Origin of the sequence: Chryseobacterium viscerum, assembly GCF_002899945.2 — a bacterium.
GTDB classification, from domain to species: Bacteria; Bacteroidota; Bacteroidia; order Flavobacteriales; family Weeksellaceae; genus Chryseobacterium; species Chryseobacterium viscerum.
The window spans coordinates 298,533-317,562 of the sequence record NZ_PPEG02000004.1 but is presented as its reverse complement, the minus strand read 5'-3'; the positions used below and the strand labels follow the sequence as shown (position 1 = coordinate 317,562).

Genomic DNA, 19,030 nt, shown 5'->3' with positions numbered 1-19,030 from the left:
CATAAAAAAGTGATTTTTATTTAAAATCAGCATCCGTAACTCCAGAATTGATTACAATTTTAGAAGTTTTGATAGTCATTTTCTGACCTCCACCTTCAGCATCTACTACCGCTGGAAACTGTAATCCGTCTACGGTCATATAACTTTTGATGGTAGCGTTACCTTCTCCTGCATTGGTTTTATACAAAAGTCCGGTTCCTGCATCAAAATAAAATTTTCCTTTGTCTGAAGACAATACGTTGTAGTCCTTCCCTTCCAGTTTTTCTGTTGATACAGTCTGGAAATTAGAAGCATCAAAAGCTAAAGCATCAATTGGCTTTCCTTTTTTCAGCTCGGCAATCTTATCAGCAGGAATATCCATTTTATTTCCCATCTGATCAAAGTATCCTTTTTCACCGTCAAAAAGCTGAATCATTTCTTTCCCCATCACCGATTGTACAGACCTGAATTTATTCCCTAATTTCTTGGTAGTCATTTGAATTTCCATTCCCTGTACACTCACAGTGTTGTCAATAATGGTAGATTTTACAGCCTCCAATTTATCTTTTCCACCTAATGCTTTGAAATAATTATCAACAACTTCTTTAGATGTCAGTTTAGATTTTGCAGCTTCTGTTTTGGCAGATGCAGCTCCTTTCTTCTGAGCTGCTGCAGGTACTGAAAAAAGTACTGCACAGAAAAACGGAATGATGATCTTTTTCATATTTATAATAAAGTTTAAAAAGTAAATATAGGAATATTGGCGGACATACAAATAAATAATAAGCAATGCGTAATAATTGACAAATGATTGGTGGTGATGATTGATTAATCTTTAGTAGAGATATATAATAAAAAAACCGTCAAAAAATTGACGGTTTTCAAATATTTATATCTGAGTATAATTATTTCTTAAGTTCTTCTAAAAATTCGTCGTGAGAAATTTTAGTTTCTTTTTTAGTGGCTTTTTCAAGAATTACATCTTTCAATTTAGCCATTGCTACTTCAGAAGAAATTTGTCTTACCTGCTCTTGGTCTTTCAACATTTCAACAGCATATTTCTGGATTTCCTCTTCACCTAAGTGGTGGATTCCGTAGATAGCCAATTGATTCTTCACCAACTGCTCAGCCTGTGCCAATACATCAGCATAGTCAAGGTTGATTTCGTTTTCAGTCATCAATTTACCTTCGATGATCTGGTATTTCAATTGGTTTTTCTCAGCTTCAAGAATTTCTTTAGCCTGCTCTTCAGACTGGATGTTCTGGTTAGAGAATAATAACCACTTCACAAGGAAAGATTCAGGAAGTTTTACTTCTTCTGTACCCGTTACTTGCTCTAATACTTTATTTACAAAGTGAACATCAGCATTTTGTTGGAAGTACTCGTCTAATTCAGTTTTCACTTTATCTTTAAGCTCATCTTCAGACTTGATGTTTCCTTCTCCGTATACTTTGTCGAATAAGTCCTGGTTAAGCTCAGCTAAATCTAATGAATAGAAGTCTTTTACTTTTACTTCTAATTCATTGTGGTGTAGGTGCTCAAGCTCTTCTTTGCTGAATCCTATTTCTTTAGCCAATTCTTCGTCACCTGCAAGAGTTTCTTTAGTTACTTTTACAGAACCGTCCATTTTCAAACCTTTTACCAATTTGAAAGCTTCTTTGTTTTCAGCAGTAATAGTAAGGTTTTTTGGGTGGTGGTGGTGCTCTCCTTCAGCATCTTCTTCTACAACCTGAGAAACCTCTAAGGCAATGTAAGAATCTTTAGTGATTTTATCTTGAGGAACCTGCTCAGCGAAACGCTTCTGCATGTTTTCAATACTCTTGCTGATTTCTTTGTCAGAAGCTTCTACTTTGTAGTGAGGAGCTTCATATTTAGCTAAATCTATAGTGAATTCAGGCTCATATCCTACTTCGAAAGCAACTTCTAATTGATCAGCATTGTAATCTAGTTCGTTTACTGGCTGAGGAACAGGCTGACCAACTAATCTTAATTTGTTTTCATTGATATAGTTGTTTAAAGCATCAGAAACTTGTTTGTTGATTTCTTCAAATGCAATACCTGCTTCATATTGTTTTTTAACCATACTCAAAGGCACTTTCCCTTTTCTGAATCCAGGAACTTGCGCATTTTTAGCATAGTTAATCAACTGCTTTTCTACTTTTTCTTTGTAGTCAGATTTTTCCAGTGTTACTGTAAGCAATGCACTTACGTCATCATGGTTTTGTGCGGTAACCTTCATTATTGATTAAAATTTTAGGTTGCAAAAATATGAATTTTTTATGAAAACCACCCACTTAAAATCAACTTATAACGCCAAATATTGTTAAATAAAAAACCACCGGGAATTCCGGTGGCTTTGTTAACAAGATTAAAGGATATATTAATTAATAATATTATAGTTTGCTTGTGCATCTGTTTCACCTCCTGTATGGGTTCCATATACGACTCCGTTTCCACTCACTGAAGAAGTTTCAGAAACTGTTACCGGCTCATGGAATAGTGTAAGAACCAGCTGACTAGCTGCAGAAGTATTTTTTACAGCAGTATTCACAACCCATTTTGTTTTCAATCCCACGCGGTTTCCGTCTGCTCTTGTAGAGCTGGCATCATCAGTACGTGTTAAAGTAATATCTGAGTTTGGAAAGTTATACACCAGGAAATGTTCATTTTTTGCATCTTTAATTTCCTGAGTAGCATCTTCATTACCATTCTTGAAAATTACTTCTACATTATAGGTATGTCCATTGATTAATTTAACATTCGGGTTTGTTGTACTATTAACCTGGTAATCATAAACAACAGGAGTTCCTGTAGCTTGATCCGTTACTCTTAAGAGAACATCTGAAAGTTCTTCCTGAGGAAGGTCATCTGCTTCATCATCACTTCTGTTACATGAAGTTAAGCTTAAAGAAACAGCGAAGAATAAAAGTCCTAAGATAAGAGTTGTATTTTTAAAAATATTTTTCATTTTTTTGATTTTAAGTAATTAAAATTGATATTTAAGAGTTAAAATAAAGTTTCTTCCCATTTCGTTGGAAAAGAAACGAAGTCTGTTCAGATAATCTCTGTAAGACGTGTTGAATACATTTCGAATTGAAAAGTCAACTCCGAAATTTTTAGACAGATTCACCCCTGTCTGAAGGTTCCAAAGCGAATATCCGTTTGGAGGTGTAGAAATATCTACGTCTTCATTGTAAGCATTTCCGTCAGAATCAAATAATCTGATTGGAACGTTATACACCGGAAATCTTGTTTGTTTTAAATAAGTATTGTTACTTACCGTAAAATAAAAGTTTTTCCATTCTTTTTTATTGAACTCCAATGAATTATTAAAATTCGGTGGCATCATTAAAATAAGAGGTACATCATTGGTCATATCCTGACCATACACATAAGATCCGCTTCCTTTATAGGTCAGATTATCCGTGATCTTAAGCTGAACATCCAGATCCAATCCATACATTTTCGCATTGATCTGCTGATAATTGTAAACTACAAAAGCCCCGCCCCATTGTGTATTCTGATATCCTGTAGGAATTTGGTTGATAAAATTCTGAGTATAAAAGAAATAGGGATTTACTGAAACATTCAATCCTTTTAAAATATTTGCTTTTACATCAGCCACTAAGTTAAACTGATTTCCCGTTTCACTTTTCATTCTCATATCTCCTCTTTCAATAATGGCTGCGGAATGGTGAAGTCCGTCTGCAAAAAGTTCTGCAACATTCGGAGATCTGGAAACTCTGGCATAATTGAATTTCAAGTTAAAATATTCAGATGGATGATAGACAAGCCCTCCATTTACAGAAACATTGTTATAGCTTAAAGAAGGGTTTGTAAGAATCCTGTTTTGGTTTATTCTTACTACAAAATCCGAATAATCTGCTGCATACTGTTTATTCCAGTCGCTCAGATCATACCATTTTGTTACGTTATAATGATCAAAATCATATCTTCCTCCCAATTCAAGATCCAGTTCGGGTGCAATTTTATATTTTAATACAGAATAAATTCCTGCATAATATCGGTCATAATTGGGAACAAGTCGTCTCGCCTCAGTCTGAGTATTGGAATAGTTGTTTTGATACCCTGCATTGATACCTGTTTCAAGATTCCATTTTCCTCTTTCTATCAGGTGATTCACATTCAGATCGTTGGTGATCAGCTCAAGATCCAAAGCCGGCTTTTTACTCAGTTCTTCTGTACGTCTGATATCATATTCTTTTCTATGATTGTACTGAAAACTATAAGTAGCTGTGATTTTCCCAAAATTTTCAAATCTTTTGTAAGCAGACACTTTAGCAATATGATGCTCGATTTCCTGTTTAGGATTATCAATATCATAACTAAAATCCCTTTGGTACACTGGTTGTGGCGCTGTAAGAGCATTACGCAAATCTTCAGAATTCCCTACATGAGAGCTTCTAAGAATTCCCACAGTGCTCTTTGTCAGATAATAATCAAATGAAAAACCTTTTTCAAATGTCATCTTCTGAACTCCAAAATTAAATCCGGAACTCTCCAGTCCGGTATTCATCAAGCCATACTCCGGAGCTTCAAGATCTCCCAGTTTTTTATAGCTTCCATTGGTTTTTATTGCCCAACCGTTTTCCCAGGTTTTTGCTAGTTTTACATTAAGATCAGCTCCTCTTCCGTTAGAAATCCCAGAAAGGGAAACACTCCCCATGATGGTATCTTTCTTAGGCAAAACCTGAGGCTGTAAAACAACAACTCCACCTACAGCTCCGCCTCCATATTTCAAGGCAGATGCTCCTTTTATCACATCAATATGTTCAAAATTATTGACATCTACATTGGGTGCATGTTCTACTCCCCATTCCTGTTCGGCCAGTTTTACCCCATCATTAAGAATGGAAACTCTGCTTCCATAAAGCCCATGAATAATAGGTTTTGCGATATTATTTCCTGTCTTAAGAACGTTAACACCGGAAATATTTGTTAAAAGATTTCCCAGGTTTTCGCTGACATTTCTGGAAATCATTGCTTTGTCAATGGTTTTCACAACCATGCTTCCATTGTTCTTATGACTTCCGTGAACCGTTACCGTTTCAATATCCTTGATATGATGCTCCAGGGTAATCACCAGCTGAACATCCTTATCAACTCCTATATTTTCAGTATAGTCATCGCAATCAGGATGCTGCGCAACGAGTGTATACTTCCCTGCAGGAATTTTGTCAAAAGAAAATTTACCATTCTTATTGGTTTTCGCTGTAAAGCTTCCGATTTTAATCACAGCATTTTCCAACATCGTCTTGTCGTGAAAATCCTGAACGGTTCCTTCTACAGTATAAGTTTTTTGTGCACTTGTAAATACTGATCCACAAAAGATCAGCAGCAGGCAATATATCAATTTCATTGTAAATAGATTGATTGCGTACCCTTTCAATAAGGTACATTTTTCGTTAAAATTTGTGGGAAGGGTTGGTTTAATTGTAAAAAGTATAATGTCTAATGAGAAGTTAGAGGTTAGAAGCTAGAAATTAGTAATTGAACATTATTCAAATATCAATTACAGATTAGCCGTTGTTTTTCCTAACAACTTTACACCTTAAGCTTTAAACATCAAATTTGAAGCATTAAACATTGAACTTTAAAGTAAAAAACTTTAAACCCTATAGAATCTAAGAATTATGAAATTGCGGGAGGTCCCCGAAGCTGAAAATTGAATTTGGTCTGAGACCAGATTTTCTCCTGAACGGCGATGATTTGTTTTACTTCATGGCTGTAATGCTCGAAAGTAAAACTGAATTCTTCAGGAGCTAAGGTATGTCCGGTAACCAAAAAGTGGCAGGCCAGACAATCGCCAGCTTTCTCTTTAGTAACAGCTTTCGTCACTGTATTCTCCACTTTTTTAAGATTGAAAGCCTTAAAATAGTCGACAGAATCGTGATGGTGAAAGCTCTGAGAAAGCAGCGCGAGGAAATATACCCCAAACAATAGCTTGGAGATAAAACTCTTTAAATTTCTGCTTTCTTTAAAAATCATGGTTCAAAATTATGAAAATAATTTAATTGTTTCCTTAAACTTTTATTAAATTACTTTGCAACTATTGATAATATGTAGTAATAAATAAGGTTCTGTTACAAAAAATGCTTCATAACTTTTAGTTGATGAAGCATTTTTATTTTATTTTTAATCAAGTTGGGTTCCAAGATATTCCCACTCCTGTAGTGCTGTGTCCAGCTCTTCCTTAGCTTTATTGTATTTCTCTAAGGTTTCATCTGAAGGGTTTTCTTTGGCAAAAGAAGCTTCCATTTCCTCTACTTTTGTTTCAAGCTCAGAAATTTTCTCTTCTACTTTTTTGATTTTATTCTGAATATTTTTCTGCTCTTTACTCACAATATTAGAAGTCTGGCTGCTGCTCACGGCTGGTTTTTCTTCTACTTTCTTGGGTTCTACCTTTACTTCCTGGTGAAGTTTGGCTTTTTCTGCAGAAATCTCTCTAATCGTTTCTTTTTGTCTGTACTCAAGATATTCGTTGATATCTCCAAGGAATTCTTTCATTTTCCCATCACGGAATTCGTAGATCTTATCACAAAGTCCCTGTAGGAATTCCCTGTCGTGAGAAATCACAATCAAAGTTCCTTCAAAATTCTGCAATGCCAGCTTGATAATTTCCTTAGACTGAATATCAAGGTGATTGGTAGGCTCATCCATAATCAACGTATTGAAAGGACGAAGCAATAGTTTACAAAGTGCCAGACGGTTTCTCTCTCCTCCGGAAAGTACTTTTGTTTTCTTAGAAACGGCATCTCCCTGGAATAGGAAAGATCCTAATAGGTCTCTTACCCTAGGTCTTGTCTCTTCTGTTGCAGCATCTTCTGCTTCTTCCAGAACAGTTTTATTAGGGGTTAAGACCTCTTCCTGATTCTGAGCAAAGTACCCGATATTCACATTGTGACCTAGATTCCAGGTTCCTGAATAATCTTTAATATCTCCTGCTAAAATTTTAGCTAAAGTTGTTTTTCCCTGTCCGTTCTGTCCTAAAAGAGCAATTCTGTCTCCTCTCTGAACAATGAAATCTACATCATCAAAAATCTGCTTCTGCCCGTAAGCTTTCCCCATATTTATTGCTTCAAAGATCACTTTCCCCGGAACCATAGATTGTACGAAACGAATGTTGAATTTTGAAACGTCTTCATTGTCAACTTCGATACGTTCTATTTTATCTAATCTTTTAATAAGCGACTGTGCGAAAGATGCTTTTGTAGCACTTGCACGGAACTTATTAATGTTGTCTTCCATCTGCTTGATCTCCGCATCCTGATTCTTTTTAGCCTGAATCAGTTTTTCACGGCGATCCTCTCTCATGACCAAATACTTGGAGTAATTGGCTTTATAATCCTCAACTTTTCTATTGTTGATATCGAAAGTACGGTTACAAACCGCAGTCATAAACTGTTTATCGTGACTTACAAGAACAATAGCTCCCGGATAGTCCTTCAGGAAGTTCTCCAACCAGATGATGGATTCCATATCCAGGTGGTTGGTGGGCTCATCGAGAAGCATAATGTCATTCTTCTGCAGAAGTAATTTTGCCAATTCGATTCTCATTCTCCATCCTCCGGAAAATTCATCGGTGATTTTTTGGAAATCATCGGCTTTAAACCCTAAACCAAATAACACTTTCTCCATGTCACCTTCAAGATTGTAGGCATCATGGTTCATCAAAAGGTCATTCAGTTCGGTCATTTTATTAATCAGATCTGTATAAGAATCACTTTCATAGTCTGTTCTGACAGTCATTTGGTGATTCACCTCCTCAAGCTCGTTTTTCCATGCATTAATCTGTTCGAAAGCCTGCATCGTTTCAGCCCAAACCGTTCTTCCTTTTACGAAATCAAGGTCCTGTTTCAGGAAACCAATGGTAATACTTCCTTCAGTGACCACTTCTCCTTCGTAGAAATTAATTTCTTTGGACAGCATTTTCAATAAAGTGGATTTCCCCGCTCCATTTTTACCTACCAGACCTACTTTATCATCCTTTTTAATGGTGAAATTGACATTTTGAAATAAATAATTTCCTGAATGATGTAATCCTAAACTTTGAACCGAAAGCATTTTAATTGATAATTAGTAGTGAATAATGAATTTTCGCCCGCAAAAATACGTAAAAAGAAATGAATAGCCCAGAAATAAAAAAAGCGACCTATTTTAGATCGCTTTTTCCTTTAATGTCACTGATGTATAAAATTTTTTATCCAGCGGTAAGCGGGGGTGTTTTTCTTCCCGATTCTACCATTGCAATCATCTCTACAAGGGTTTGTGCACCCTCTTTGTAGGTTACCTGCTTGATCCCGTGGTGAGATCCTATTTCATGTTGCAATTCGTTCAAACTAGTAGCCTGAGCCATAGTCATTTTTTTACTGCCATTTTTGATACTGATCTCGTATTCAAAAGTCTCTAAAAGTTTTTTTGCTTTTTTAAGCCATGCTGAAACTGTCATAGTTATTTTGTTTTTGGGGTGATTGAATGATTGGATATAAGGCTTTTCATATTTCGCTTATATTCCTGTTTTTATTTTGAAGCTTCATAAAATGAACAGTTCAAAATAACGAGAATTAAAATCCAAAAACTACAGTATAATGTACCAAATTTAAAACTAAGTAATTCTACTTAATTGATAATCAATATATTCAAAGAAAAGGAGACACCTGAATGATGTCCCCTAACCTAAATTTAAAACTGAGAAGTGATAGCGCTAATTATTAATTCCATTTAACTTGATAGTGGAGGATGTTTTTAAAATTGAACGAATCCAAATATCATTGTTGGGAACGCTTGTTCCATACAGAAAATCTGCTACAAAGCTGTCTTCCGGCAAATGAAGTTCTACGGAAAGCCTGGCTTCACTGGTCTGATCTACAGAGGTACTGCTGGAAACATTTAATCCGTTATTGATCAGTTCAATATTAATTTCCCGAGGCGTTCTATTCTGGAAAATATCATTGTATAAGCCAAAATTGGAAGAAATATGGGTATAATCTGCAAATCTTCCGAAATCATAGATCGGTTTTTTATTGATGGAAAGATCTTGTATATATTCTTTCATTTTGCTATAAAAACGGTTGAGAAAAGAATGTTTATTATAATCTGTTCCAAAATAGGCGTCGCTTTCGGTGCTGAAGATGGACAATATTGTATTGGTCTCATCCATCATGAGCTTTCCGTATACTTTTGAAAGATCATTGTATACTTTATCCCGGCATACATAAGCCTGGGAAAGCCCTTCTTTTGTTTCAACTTCATAGCTGGAAAGCAAAGCGTCCCAGATTTTATTTCCTTCAGCATTCGTTTTTGCATTTCTGATATCTGAAACATAACTATGCAGATCATCAATATTCATGAAATCTGTAGAAATATAAACAGATTGTGGCCCTTCCAGATAGCCGCCTCCTATATCTGCATGATCACCGGGTACAAAGATTTCTTTCCAAACTGATGACTGCTTTTCAGATTTCTGGTCCTGCATTTCTTTTGAATTCTCAAAAAAACCGGTAAGCGGGAAAAAAAACCGACTCTCATTCACTGCACAGATGTGCAACGCATTCTCTACCTGGACAGGAACGCTCAGATTATAAGTATTGAAAGGCTTGGATTCTACAGTATCAAAAGCTCCTAAAAATTTTATCCTGCAATTTTCCAGAGAATAATAAGTTAAAAGATAGTTGCAGAAAGTTCTTGCCAGCATCCCTCCTCTGCCAAATCCATAGATATAAAAATGATATTCCTTTGTCTGATCAAGAGCAATCTGCCGTACAAATTCCTCTGCTTTCTGAAGCTTATCGTCAGAAGAATATCCATTGCCGTACGGTGGGTTTGCACATGTTGCCATTGCAAAATTATTATCTTCACTGCCTGCTACAGTTCCAATTCCTTCGATATATATTTTTTCATCACCAATAAATAAACTGTATAATTTATAGATATTAGTGAAGTTGCCATAGTAGCTTTCATTATTATTCAGCGGTTTGTCCGGTGAAAGAATATTTACCCCATTATTTCCTGTACCGTCGAAGAAAATCCCGACGGAAATCACTCTACTGCCATTCATGTTTTTACTTTAATTTTTATTACAGATCTTGTTTGTGTTTTTTTCAACTAAAATCCCTAAAAGAGACATTTCAAAATAACAGAAGAAAAGCAAGGTTAACTAGAGTGAAAAGTACTAAATAAAAAATTCCGTATTTCTACGGAATCAAGTTATATTTTTTCAAGGGAGTAAATATTGTTGACAATGGCATAAATAACTATCCCTACTGTATTTTTTGCTCCTATCTTCTCCAGAATACGTTGTCTGTGACTTTCTACGGTTCTGGGACTGATAAAGAGTTTTTCTCCTATTTCATTGTTGGTAAACTCCTGACAGATCAGTTTTACAACATCTTTTTCTCTTTCGGAAAGCTCATCTTCTGTCTCAAAAAGGGAATTTTTCTTGGCAGTACTGTTCATGTACGTAAACAGCATTTGATGATCTTCCGCTGTAAAGAAAACTCCGTTTTTGTCAACCATCGTAATGGCGTCAATAAATGTTTTTTTATTTGAGTTTTTTGGAAGAAATGCTGACACTCCCAGTTTCACCATATATCCGAGGATAGAGGTCTTATAATGGGATGATAGAATAATAATTTTAAGATCAGGATGTTTTTCTTTTAAGATTTCTACCAGTTCAAAGCCATTCATAGGTTTCATCTGAACATCTACAAGAGCAATATCAGGAAATTCATCTTCTGAAAGTTTTTCGAGGTCTACTATAAAATCGGGGCCGTTATCTGCGGTAAGGCATACCGATATATTTTTTTCATTGGACAGCAACATTTTTACCCCTTCGAGGATCAGCTGTTCATCATCAATCAGTGCTAGTTTGATTTGGGAACTCATGATGTTTTGGAATTTTTATGATTAAACGACTTCCTTTATTCGAAAAAGTTTTTTTCCATTTGTGTGTTGCATTCATAGATTTGATACGGGATTCAATATTTTTAATTCCCATTCCTTTTTTTACGTCTTCATATTCGAAGCCTTGTCCGTTATCGGAAATAATGACCGCCATATTTTCAGGATAATCTTTAATATAGATCCAAAGGTCTGTTGCATTTGAATGCTTGATCACATTGGTGGTAAATTCCTGAATAATCCTGTACAGCTGTACTTCTACAAAAAGATCTTTTTTTTCATATCCCGGCATTACCTGCAGGGAAATATTAATTTTGTGGGAAAGGTTGGATATTAATTCTTCAACATATAAAACCAGCCCCACCGATTCCAGATTTACAGGATATAATGAATGAGAAATACTTCTGGCAGCATCAATCAGGGAAGACATCTGGCTATAGATATTTTTTTTGATCAGATCATCACCCTGGGTATCAAGATTATTCAGCCATAAGGAAAGAATATTGAGTCGGTTTCCAATGTCGTCATGGATCATTACTGCAATTCTTTTTCTTTCTTCTTCCTGGGCTTTAATGTTTTCCAGTACTAATTTTTTCTGGTGCAGAACTTCCGCTTCATGCTGTACATTTTTCTCCTTAATAATTCTGGTTATAAAAGCTCTGTAAGCAAGCAGAATAAACGATACTATAATTGTTATGGTAACAATTATAAGAATAAGCAAATTGATATTTAAAGTTACTTCTTTAATTTGATAAATGTATATAAAAATGAACAGTACAAAATACTCGAAAGAATATTATTGGCACTGAGAATAATATAATAGTCGTTTTCTGAAAGGTTGGCTATCTGGTGCTGGATGATAAAGATAAACACTGAAACAGAATAATAGAAAAAAATACTGGCATCTACGAGAAGAAAACGGTTCTGTGCAGACGTATTTTTAATCTCACGGATCAGCATAAACCCGGAAAGGCAAATGATTATAATATTGGAAACTACTTTCGCAATATCAGCATTGGAAGGGTAATCAAATCCATATTTCGAGATCATAAAAGCCACCGCTAGTGAACCCATAAGACCAAGAACAAATTTTGGCCCATCCAGTTTTCTGATAAATAATCCTGTCAGCAGAAAAAATTCCCCGGCAATGTAGAAGGGATATAGAAATGAAGTATCATTCAGCCTGAAGACATAGGGCAATACCAGATTCAGGAGTTCAATAAAAAAAAGAAAAGCAATACAATAAAAATACTGCTTTTCTTTAGAATTCAATATGCGATATTTTGCTGCTCCCAAAAGTATAACAGATAGAAGCAGTCCATAATTCAGGAATAAAATTACCTTATAAAGTTCGGCCATTCCTTGAGTATATTATTTTAAAATTCACATCCAACATCTACATCCGGTATACGGCAGATAGGAGGACATGGTTTTGCCCAGTCATAGGTATTTGAAATGGTCTGCGCCCCAGCCACTGTATTGCTCTTAGGGTTTTCAATGAAAGAGATAAAAATAAGGGTTACCAGCATTTTTCCATAAATATCATTGTATTTAAGGCCAAAAGAGCAGGTAATACTTGTTAGGTTTTCATCTGAAAGACAAAGGTCTGCTGTAGGAACATAGAATTTTCTGAAAATTCCGCTTCCTTTATCTTGTCCACATTCTTTGTAAAACCAATCCATACCTTCATTTCTCCAACGCTCAATAGCATTTACTGCAATATCCTGTTCAAGAATCGGCGTACTGGATATAGGAAAAGACATATTGGAATCTTTCTCTGTTTTTTCAAGACTTTTGGAAAGAACTGCATTTTTAACAACAGTATATTCCTGGATTTCCTGAAGCCTCACGTCTTTCTCCAGTTCGGTAAGAAAGCTGTATGGGTATTCTCTTAAGTCTATTTTTGTTCCCTTATCATTCATAGGATAAAGAATCATAATCAAACGCTCTTTATACACCCCTATCGCTGAACAAAATTCTTTATATTCCTCAAAACCTTTCATCCATTCAAGGTGTTCTCTGGAAATTCTAAAAACATAATTGGTGGGAATAAGACTCTGAATTTTGGAAAAATCAGAAAAGCGAGCTTTCCACTCACCTGCTGCAGTTCTACATTCTTCCACAGGAAGCATGTAGTCTACAATGTTTAATGTTGTCATAAGCATAGTTTTTTGGTTGTATAAAAGTATATAAACTAAATATGCTATGCAAGAAGATTTTTATTAATAATTTTTCACCGTAATATGATAACAGCTCTGCTGTCTTTCTTTGATATAATAGATTCTACCGGCCTTTTCATAGTACTTCAATACCTTTTCAAGAGCAGCTTCCATTTTTGGATTGTACTTCAGAACGTTGTTGAATCTTATATAAGAAATATCAAAAGAGTTGCCGTAATTATGAGAACTAATCCCTAGTGAGGCATTAAAGTTTACTCTTCTCAGTCTGCACTGGTCTTCAAGGGTTCTGGTGATGGACGAAACGGTGAATGTACCTCCTTTTGTGTCTTTACTGAACTTTGAACCTATTTTCTCCAAAGTAGCTTTTGCTTTTGAAACCATATAAGCCCTGCTGTAATCAAGTCTCTGGATCTGATATCCTTTACTGGTCTTTTTTATTTTGTGGAATTTCCCATTATTGATATACTTCTGTACTGTTTTGGAATCTTTCAGAAGCTGTATTCCGAAACTCTTTGAGGCATCAAGATGAGGTTTATAAAGTGGTGTAGGCTCCACCTTCAATACAGTAGCAAAATCATAGCAGGGAAAAGATTTCTTTGCCGTCTGCGAATCGTGTAAACTATAAATAAAAGGTACGAAGACCACACAAAAAAACTTTCTCATTCACCATCCTTTAAAATTACAAATGAAAGATAAAACATTTATGTTATCTCTTCCAAAACCGACTATAACACTCTTTAAATAAATCCCAAACAAACTTCACACCAAATTATTGATTTTATAATTTTTGTTCCCACTTTTTTGAAATATTTTTTCAGTTTTAACTTTTTACTTTAAGATTTAAATTTTACATTTGAGATACATTAAACAATAAACAACATGATAAAAAAACTTTTCGCTGAATTTTTCGGCACATTTTGGCTTGTTTTCGGAGGTTGTGGAAGCGCTGTTTTCGCAGCTGGTGTTCCAGACATTGGCATCGGACTTTTAGGAGTTGCCTTGGCCTTCGGTCTTACTGTTCTTACTATGGCTTACGCTGTAGGACATATCTCAGGAGGACATTTTAATCCCGCAGTTTCTTTTGGACTTTTAGCAGGGGGAAGATTTCCTGCCAAAGATCTTATCCCTTACATTGTAGCCCAGTGTCTGGGAGCAATTGTTGCTGCAGGATGTCTGTATACAATCCTTAACGGAGCAGGAGCAGTGGAATTCTCAAAACCCGGAGATTTCGCCACCAACTTCTACGGAGAGGCCGTTTACAACGGAAAGGCTTTCAGCATGGGGGCTGCATTCCTGGCTGAGTTTTTATTAACCGCTTTCTTCCTTATCGTAATCATGGGAGCTACGGATAAGTGGGCCAATGGTAAGTTTGCCGGTCTTGCTATCGGTCTTGCACTTACTTTGATCCACCTGATCTCTATTCCGATTACAAATACTTCTGTAAACCCTGCAAGATCGCTTTCACAAGCAGTCTTCATGGGAGGAATTGCCATGTCACAGCTTTGGCTGTTCTGGGTAGCTCCTATCTTAGGAGGAGTTGTAGGAGGATTGATCTACAAGTTCTTACTTCAGAGAGACACTGCAGAAATCGCAGATTAATTTTAAAAATAATAATCAAGTATAAAATCCTGTCAGGCGGCAGGATTTTTTTATTTTTCTGTTCTTGAGTTTTTTGTAAACACAAAGTTTTTATGAAGAAGGATTTTTATTTAAAGTGGTAACGACTATGCCACTGATGAAACTAGTAATACACCAGCTTAGTAAGAATCATTTTCATTGGTTCCACCTTTGCATTCTCAAAATTTAAAAATAGAAAATCATCTTTATTTTATTTTTTTGATGTCAAAAGGGTTTTTGAAGATGAGTTCTTCTTGTTTTCCTTTTATTTCCATCTTACGCTGGAGGAGATTGAGTGCCATTTTTCTGATAAAAAGGTCTTTATCATTCAGTTTCCAATAAGAATCTTCGTGAAGCTTTTTAGGCTGGCGGATAAGGTAAAATTCAGTTTCCCAGGTATCTACATTATGGTAAAATTCGATAATCCCGCAATGCTCAGGGATAAGAGCAGCATCTACCATTCCCATCGGGAGCAAAAAGCTGAAAGCATTACAGATATAGTCCCCACAGGAAATTTTATCGTGCTTCAGAAATTTTTCTCCGGTATCTTTATTGAGATATGATTTTTTGAAATCATTTTTAAAATCACTTTTTGACAGCTTGATCTCTATTTCATGACTTCCACCTTCTGAATCGATGGTCAGTATATCCGCTTCCCAATCTGCCTGAAAATAATTAGTCAGTACGATCTCTTTTTCAAAATCGCAATGGGCATGGATGTAGGCATGTGTAAGTTCTTCTATTTTGATCATTGATATAATTGTACAATGGTGAATTTTTATTTTATCAAGTCAACAGTGAATTGTGCTAAATGCTATTTTCACTTCACGGATAAAATTCACAAGTGATCTATCCTTTTTCCTAGCTTACCAATAGGCTGCATCCTCTGATATCAGAGTGATCTATCCTTCCTAATACCTGAAACTTATCCCCTTCTATTTTCCCAAGATCCTGTGTTGCAATAAATGAGCAAGAATGGGTATTGGCAAGATCAATGATATTAATAGCCCCCGTTCTTCCTTCTTTTTCATAAGCCAAAGGGTCTTCTGCATTCCGAACCATGATTCTCATCCAGTTTGGACATTTATATTCATTCTTTCCAAGTGAATAAGCCTGTGAAAGCAGTTCCGTCATAGAATATTCAGAATAAATCTTTTCTGTTTTAAGACCATTCTGCAAGATTTTCAGCAATTCATCTTTGGTCATTTCTTCTTTTCGCCCCTTCATTCCTCCGGTTTCAATCACTATTAAATTTTCTGGAAAGTTTAGGGATTCTTCCCTTTGTTCAGAATGACAATAGTCTAAAAAGTCAAGAAGAGCAAAAGAAACTCCAAAGAGAATGACCTTTTTATCCTGTAATGTGTTCAAAAGGTCAAAGAGTTCAGAATGGTTATAAAGGAAATATCCATTTTCCGGCTTAGCCGATTTTTTCATAAGATAATCCACCATATAAATAAGTGATGAGTTCTGTTTTTCCAGATAACTAGGAAGTAATCCCAGGAAAATAAACTCTTCAGGTTTTCCTATAAACTGTTCAAAGCTTTTATAAATACTCTCTTCATAAAGTTCCGGATCTGCAATAAAATGCTTTGAAAGATTCATCTGTGTGGTTCCTGAACTTTGAAAAAACAAATCTGTACTCACATTTTTATCCAGAATCAGATGGTTTTTAAACATTTCTATTGGCAAAAACGGAATTTTCACCAAGCTGTCTACCTCATCAGGATTCACCTTCAGAAAGTCTACAAATTTCCTGTATATTTCAATATTTTCATATTGATATCGAAATGTTTTCAATGATGCATTCAGAAAATCCTGTTCAGTCTGTATGTTGAATATATTTTTCAATTCCATAAACTTTTTGAGCTTATTACTCCCTCACTATGAAGCAATTATAAAGATAAAACAATGTTATTTAATAATTTTTTAATGTATCAAATCTATTTTGGTCGACTTATTGCAAGTATTTATTTGGAATATGGATTAAAAACAAGAATCGGTTTCGGCCCATTCGAAGATTACCTCTTTTTAGGGGTAATTTTTTTTTGCTTTATTTTTCAAAAGTCTTCAGTTCAAAGTCCTTTTCGAAAACCCCATAAGTAAAATAGGAAATCCAGTCTCCAAGATTGATATATTTTGAATTCTGTTCCAGATCCAGCACCATAGGCAGATGTCTGTGCCCATAGATAAAGTAATCGATCTTCTGGGTCTTCAGCTTTTCTTTGGAATAAATAATCAGAAACTCTTTATCTTCTCCCAGGAAAGCTTTGTCTTCTTCTCCGGAAATCATTTTATTTTTTTGAGAAAGGTAGAGTGCAACTTTCATTGCAATATCAGGATGAAGCCATTTGAAAAACCACTGTGCCACAGGATTGGTGAATAATTTCTTCATTCTTTTATATCCTTTGTCTCCAGGTCCCAATCCATCTCCATGTGCCAGCAGAAACTGCTTCCCTCCCATTTCAAAATATTGTTTCTGATAAAAAACAGTACATCCTATCTCCTCTTCCAGATAATCTTTCATCCACAGATCATGGTTTCCAACAAAGAAATAAATATGAATTCCTCTGTCTTTAAGCTCTGCAATTTTCCCAAGCACCCGGACATATCCTTTAGGAATAACATGTTTCCATTCATGCCAGAAATCAAAAAGATCACCCATTAAAAACAAAACCTGAGCATCTTCTTTGATCTCATCCATCCAACGTATAAATTTATCCTCACGCACCTTGCTCTCCTTCGGCGTAGGAGCACCAAAGTGCTGATCTGAAGCAAAATACACTTTTTTTCCAGGTTCTAAATTAATTATCGTCTTTAACACCTTCTGAGTTTTGTGGGATATAATTATTGATTATCTTCTGCAAACCATTCTCCATAAGAGTTTTCTGTCTCATGAAGTTTAAGATAAGCTAAAGAAATTCCATCAGGAAGTTTTGATTTAACTTTCGCAGCAATAGCATACAGCATGTTTTCACAAGTTGGCTGGAAGCTGCAGTAGATTACTTTATGTCCTTTCTGTTCAAGATCATCTCCCAGTTCTTTGTGTGGAGACAGTGCATTGACAAGAACCGAATGGTCCCATACATCTACGATCTCAGATTTTACGATACTTTTGATATCTCCGAAATCTACCACCATTCCATTTTTAGGATTTTCAATATCATTGATCGGTTTTCCTTTCACTGTCACAAACAGCTTGTAGGAGTGTCCATGCATATTTTTACATTTCCCATCGTAGTTGTAAAGCACGTGAGCAGTTTCGAATGTAAAAATTTTTGTAATACGTATCATAGTGCAAAGATATGACAAAACCGCTTAACACAGAAAAGACTGTTTCTATTACGGTGATATTTACCTATTCTTTTTAGTCGATTTTGATGGTTACATTATCATCAACGTTGATTGCGTTGTAAGATAGAATGAATAAGAGGTTGAGCAAACACTTATTCATAATTATTGGTACTATTATGTTAATCTATTATTTTCCGGGACTTAATTCATCTGTTTCAAAGCCCATTTCATTCAAATAGATGAGTCCGTCCTGTATTTCAATTGGATTTGTACCAGACCATCCATTTTTTATGCCCTGCAAAATAAGCTGTCTTATGTATTTGGGTTCATTAAGATTTATTACATCCTCAGAATCAGTTATTTTATTTTTTAGTTTAATCCCTGATTTTAAAGGCTGTCCGATGATATAATACTCAACCGTTACAAACTGAATGATCAAAGGTGTTTTTTTCTGGCCGCTTAAAAAGACTTTCAATGTCAAAGTATTAGTGTCTGTCTCAAAATGAAATTGATCTGTAACGATGTACAGATATTCCTTATTATCAATGACTATTTTTCTTAATTTATTTTTCATTTCGTGCTTTTCAGTCCATCTATTTCAAATCCACTTATAACTTTGCAAATATTATCTGATCGTTTTTTCAAATCTGTTAATAATTTTATACTCTTTATCTTTCATGACAATATCATAATTTCCTTTATCAAGGATTAAAAAACGATTGTCCTTAGAGGTAATAATTTCAATGATGTCTGTGAGGTGACTGGCATTATGAGGAGCTTCATTGATAATGATCACCTTTTCATGATCTGCTTTTTCTAAAATATAGTCCTGGGCATTGACAGGAATAAGTTTTGTAAATTTCAAACTATCCGCAGTACTCAGTTTTTTCACGCTCCCAAAAGTGGTATCCCAACTTTCCAACGCCTGCTTATATTGTCCACTTATTGAATAGTATGTTGCTCCCATCTGGCTTTTCCAGGATTAACTTTGGCTAGAGTCTGTCACCTTTTCATCCGAAAACCAGTAAGGATTTTCCTGACT

The 19,030-nt window shown here is 35.3% G+C and carries 20 protein-coding genes; 1 reads left to right on the top strand and 19 read right to left on the bottom strand.

Features of this window, described 5'->3' with window-relative positions:
• Positions 1-16: 16 nt before the first annotated feature.
• The 13 genes from C1634_RS10735 to C1634_RS10675 all read right to left on the bottom strand — a co-directional run bounded on the left by C1634_RS10735 (position 17) and on the right by C1634_RS10675 (position 13,743).
• The gene (locus C1634_RS10735; protein WP_103231801.1) at positions 17-703 is read right to left on the bottom strand and encodes a hypothetical protein; all 687 of its coding nucleotides are present in this window, start codon (positions 701-703) and stop codon (positions 17-19) included.
• A 181-nt stretch (positions 704-884) separates the two neighbouring features.
• Complete coding sequence (locus C1634_RS10730; RefSeq protein WP_103231802.1) at positions 885-2,219, bottom strand: trigger factor; 1,335 nt, start codon at positions 2,217-2,219, stop codon at positions 885-887.
• A gap of 141 nt (positions 2,220-2,360) precedes the next feature.
• On the bottom strand, positions 2,361-2,948 hold the full coding sequence (locus tag C1634_RS10725) for a hypothetical protein (RefSeq protein WP_103231803.1): 588 nt from the start codon (positions 2,946-2,948) through the stop codon (positions 2,361-2,363).
• 18 nt (positions 2,949-2,966) lie between these two features.
• Positions 2,967-5,360, bottom strand: a complete 2,394-nt coding sequence (locus tag C1634_RS10720; protein WP_103231804.1) for a TonB-dependent receptor — start codon at positions 5,358-5,360, stop codon at positions 2,967-2,969.
• Positions 5,361-5,632: 272 nt separating this feature from the next.
• Positions 5,633-5,989: a hypothetical protein gene (locus C1634_RS10715; RefSeq protein ID WP_165835308.1), complete on the bottom strand. Its 357-nt coding sequence runs from the start codon at positions 5,987-5,989 to the stop codon at positions 5,633-5,635.
• 147 nt (positions 5,990-6,136) lie between these two features.
• Positions 6,137-8,065: an ABC-F family ATP-binding cassette domain-containing protein gene (locus C1634_RS10710; RefSeq protein ID WP_109738390.1), complete on the bottom strand. Its 1,929-nt coding sequence runs from the start codon at positions 8,063-8,065 to the stop codon at positions 6,137-6,139.
• 136 nt (positions 8,066-8,201) lie between these two features.
• The gene (locus C1634_RS10705) at positions 8,202-8,450 is read right to left on the bottom strand and encodes a hypothetical protein (RefSeq protein ID WP_103231806.1); all 249 of its coding nucleotides are present in this window, start codon (positions 8,448-8,450) and stop codon (positions 8,202-8,204) included.
• Between the two features lie 255 nt (positions 8,451-8,705).
• The gene (locus C1634_RS10700) at positions 8,706-10,058 is read right to left on the bottom strand and encodes a T6SS phospholipase effector Tle1-like catalytic domain-containing protein (RefSeq protein ID WP_103231807.1); all 1,353 of its coding nucleotides are present in this window, start codon (positions 10,056-10,058) and stop codon (positions 8,706-8,708) included.
• 149 nt (positions 10,059-10,207) lie between these two features.
• Complete coding sequence (locus tag C1634_RS10695; protein WP_103231808.1) at positions 10,208-10,885, bottom strand: response regulator transcription factor; 678 nt, start codon at positions 10,883-10,885, stop codon at positions 10,208-10,210.
• Entirely contained in the window at positions 10,854-11,621 is a 768-nt protein-coding gene (locus tag C1634_RS10690) for a sensor histidine kinase (RefSeq protein ID WP_228410057.1), read from the bottom strand. The genes C1634_RS10695 and C1634_RS10690 overlap by 32 nt, the downstream gene beginning before the upstream one ends.
• Positions 11,622-11,635: 14 nt before the next feature.
• The gene (locus C1634_RS10685) at positions 11,636-12,259 is read right to left on the bottom strand and encodes a hypothetical protein (protein ID WP_109738389.1); all 624 of its coding nucleotides are present in this window, start codon (positions 12,257-12,259) and stop codon (positions 11,636-11,638) included.
• 17 nt (positions 12,260-12,276) lie between these two features.
• Positions 12,277-13,059, bottom strand: a complete 783-nt coding sequence (locus C1634_RS10680; protein WP_228410056.1) for a hypothetical protein — start codon at positions 13,057-13,059, stop codon at positions 12,277-12,279.
• Positions 13,060-13,122: 63 nt separating this feature from the next.
• Positions 13,123-13,743, bottom strand: coding sequence for a DUF5715 family protein (locus C1634_RS10675; protein WP_103231811.1), 621 nt, complete (start codon positions 13,741-13,743; stop codon positions 13,123-13,125).
• A gap of 219 nt (positions 13,744-13,962) precedes the next feature.
• On the opposite strand from C1634_RS10675, the gene aqpZ reads away from it, so the two are divergent.
• Complete coding sequence (gene aqpZ, locus C1634_RS10670) at positions 13,963-14,679, top strand: aquaporin Z (RefSeq protein ID WP_034696881.1); 717 nt, start codon at positions 13,963-13,965, stop codon at positions 14,677-14,679.
• Positions 14,680-14,903: 224 nt separating this feature from the next.
• Here aqpZ and C1634_RS10665 read toward each other — a convergent pair whose 3' ends face one another.
• The 6 genes from C1634_RS10665 to C1634_RS10640 form a co-directional block, all read right to left on the bottom strand.
• Positions 14,904-15,449 carry a hypothetical protein gene (locus C1634_RS10665; protein ID WP_103231812.1) on the bottom strand — a complete coding sequence of 182 codons (546 nt, stop codon included), beginning with the start codon at positions 15,447-15,449 and terminating at the stop codon, positions 14,904-14,906.
• Between the two features lie 109 nt (positions 15,450-15,558).
• Positions 15,559-16,551: a LuxE/PaaK family acyltransferase gene (locus tag C1634_RS10660; RefSeq protein ID WP_185145126.1), complete on the bottom strand. Its 993-nt coding sequence runs from the start codon at positions 16,549-16,551 to the stop codon at positions 15,559-15,561.
• Positions 16,552-16,747: 196 nt separating this feature from the next.
• The gene (locus C1634_RS10655) at positions 16,748-17,518 is read right to left on the bottom strand and encodes a UDP-2,3-diacylglucosamine diphosphatase (RefSeq protein ID WP_103231813.1); all 771 of its coding nucleotides are present in this window, start codon (positions 17,516-17,518) and stop codon (positions 16,748-16,750) included.
• Positions 17,519-17,541: 23 nt separating this feature from the next.
• Positions 17,542-17,988, bottom strand: a complete 447-nt coding sequence (locus C1634_RS10650; protein WP_103231814.1) for a 6-pyruvoyl trahydropterin synthase family protein — start codon at positions 17,986-17,988, stop codon at positions 17,542-17,544.
• Between the two features lie 187 nt (positions 17,989-18,175).
• Positions 18,176-18,562: a hypothetical protein gene (locus C1634_RS10645; RefSeq protein ID WP_103231815.1), complete on the bottom strand. Its 387-nt coding sequence runs from the start codon at positions 18,560-18,562 to the stop codon at positions 18,176-18,178.
• Between the two features lie 51 nt (positions 18,563-18,613).
• Positions 18,614-18,955: a hypothetical protein gene (locus C1634_RS10640; RefSeq protein ID WP_103231816.1), complete on the bottom strand. Its 342-nt coding sequence runs from the start codon at positions 18,953-18,955 to the stop codon at positions 18,614-18,616.
• Between the last annotated feature and the right edge of the window lie 75 nt (positions 18,956-19,030).

Coding starts and splice junctions, on each gene's coding strand:
- C1634_RS10720 (WP_103231804.1), bottom strand. CDS start 5,360: ATGAAATTGATATATTGCCTGCTGCTGATCTTTTGTGGATCAGTATTT.
- C1634_RS10680 (WP_228410056.1), bottom strand. CDS start 13,059: ATGACAACATTAAACATTGTAGACTACATGCTTCCTGTGGAAGAATGT.
- C1634_RS10705 (WP_103231806.1), bottom strand. CDS start 8,450: ATGACAGTTTCAGCATGGCTTAAAAAAGCAAAAAAACTTTTAGAGACT.
- C1634_RS10710 (WP_109738390.1), bottom strand. CDS start 8,065: ATGCTTTCGGTTCAAAGTTTAGGATTACATCATTCAGGAAATTATTTA.
- C1634_RS10685 (WP_109738389.1), bottom strand. CDS start 12,259: ATGGCCGAACTTTATAAGGTAATTTTATTCCTGAATTATGGACTGCTT.
- C1634_RS10730 (WP_103231802.1), bottom strand. CDS start 2,219: ATGAAGGTTACCGCACAAAACCATGATGACGTAAGTGCATTGCTTACA.
- C1634_RS10725 (WP_103231803.1), bottom strand. CDS start 2,948: ATGAAAAATATTTTTAAAAATACAACTCTTATCTTAGGACTTTTATTC.
- C1634_RS10640 (WP_103231816.1), bottom strand. CDS start 18,955: ATGGGAGCAACATACTATTCAATAAGTGGACAATATAAGCAGGCGTTG.
- C1634_RS10695 (WP_103231808.1), bottom strand. CDS start 10,885: ATGAGTTCCCAAATCAAACTAGCACTGATTGATGATGAACAGCTGATC.
- C1634_RS10645 (WP_103231815.1), bottom strand. CDS start 18,562: ATGAAAAATAAATTAAGAAAAATAGTCATTGATAATAAGGAATATCTG.
- C1634_RS10665 (WP_103231812.1), bottom strand. CDS start 15,449: ATGATCAAAATAGAAGAACTTACACATGCCTACATCCATGCCCATTGC.
- C1634_RS10735 (WP_103231801.1), bottom strand. CDS start 703: ATGAAAAAGATCATCATTCCGTTTTTCTGTGCAGTACTTTTTTCAGTA.
- C1634_RS10715 (WP_165835308.1), bottom strand. CDS start 5,989: ATGATTTTTAAAGAAAGCAGAAATTTAAAGAGTTTTATCTCCAAGCTA.
- C1634_RS10650 (WP_103231814.1), bottom strand. CDS start 17,988: ATGATACGTATTACAAAAATTTTTACATTCGAAACTGCTCACGTGCTT.
- C1634_RS10660 (WP_185145126.1), bottom strand. CDS start 16,551: ATGGAATTGAAAAATATATTCAACATACAGACTGAACAGGATTTTCTG.
- C1634_RS10700 (WP_103231807.1), bottom strand. CDS start 10,058: ATGAATGGCAGTAGAGTGATTTCCGTCGGGATTTTCTTCGACGGTACA.
- C1634_RS10675 (WP_103231811.1), bottom strand. CDS start 13,743: ATGAGAAAGTTTTTTTGTGTGGTCTTCGTACCTTTTATTTATAGTTTA.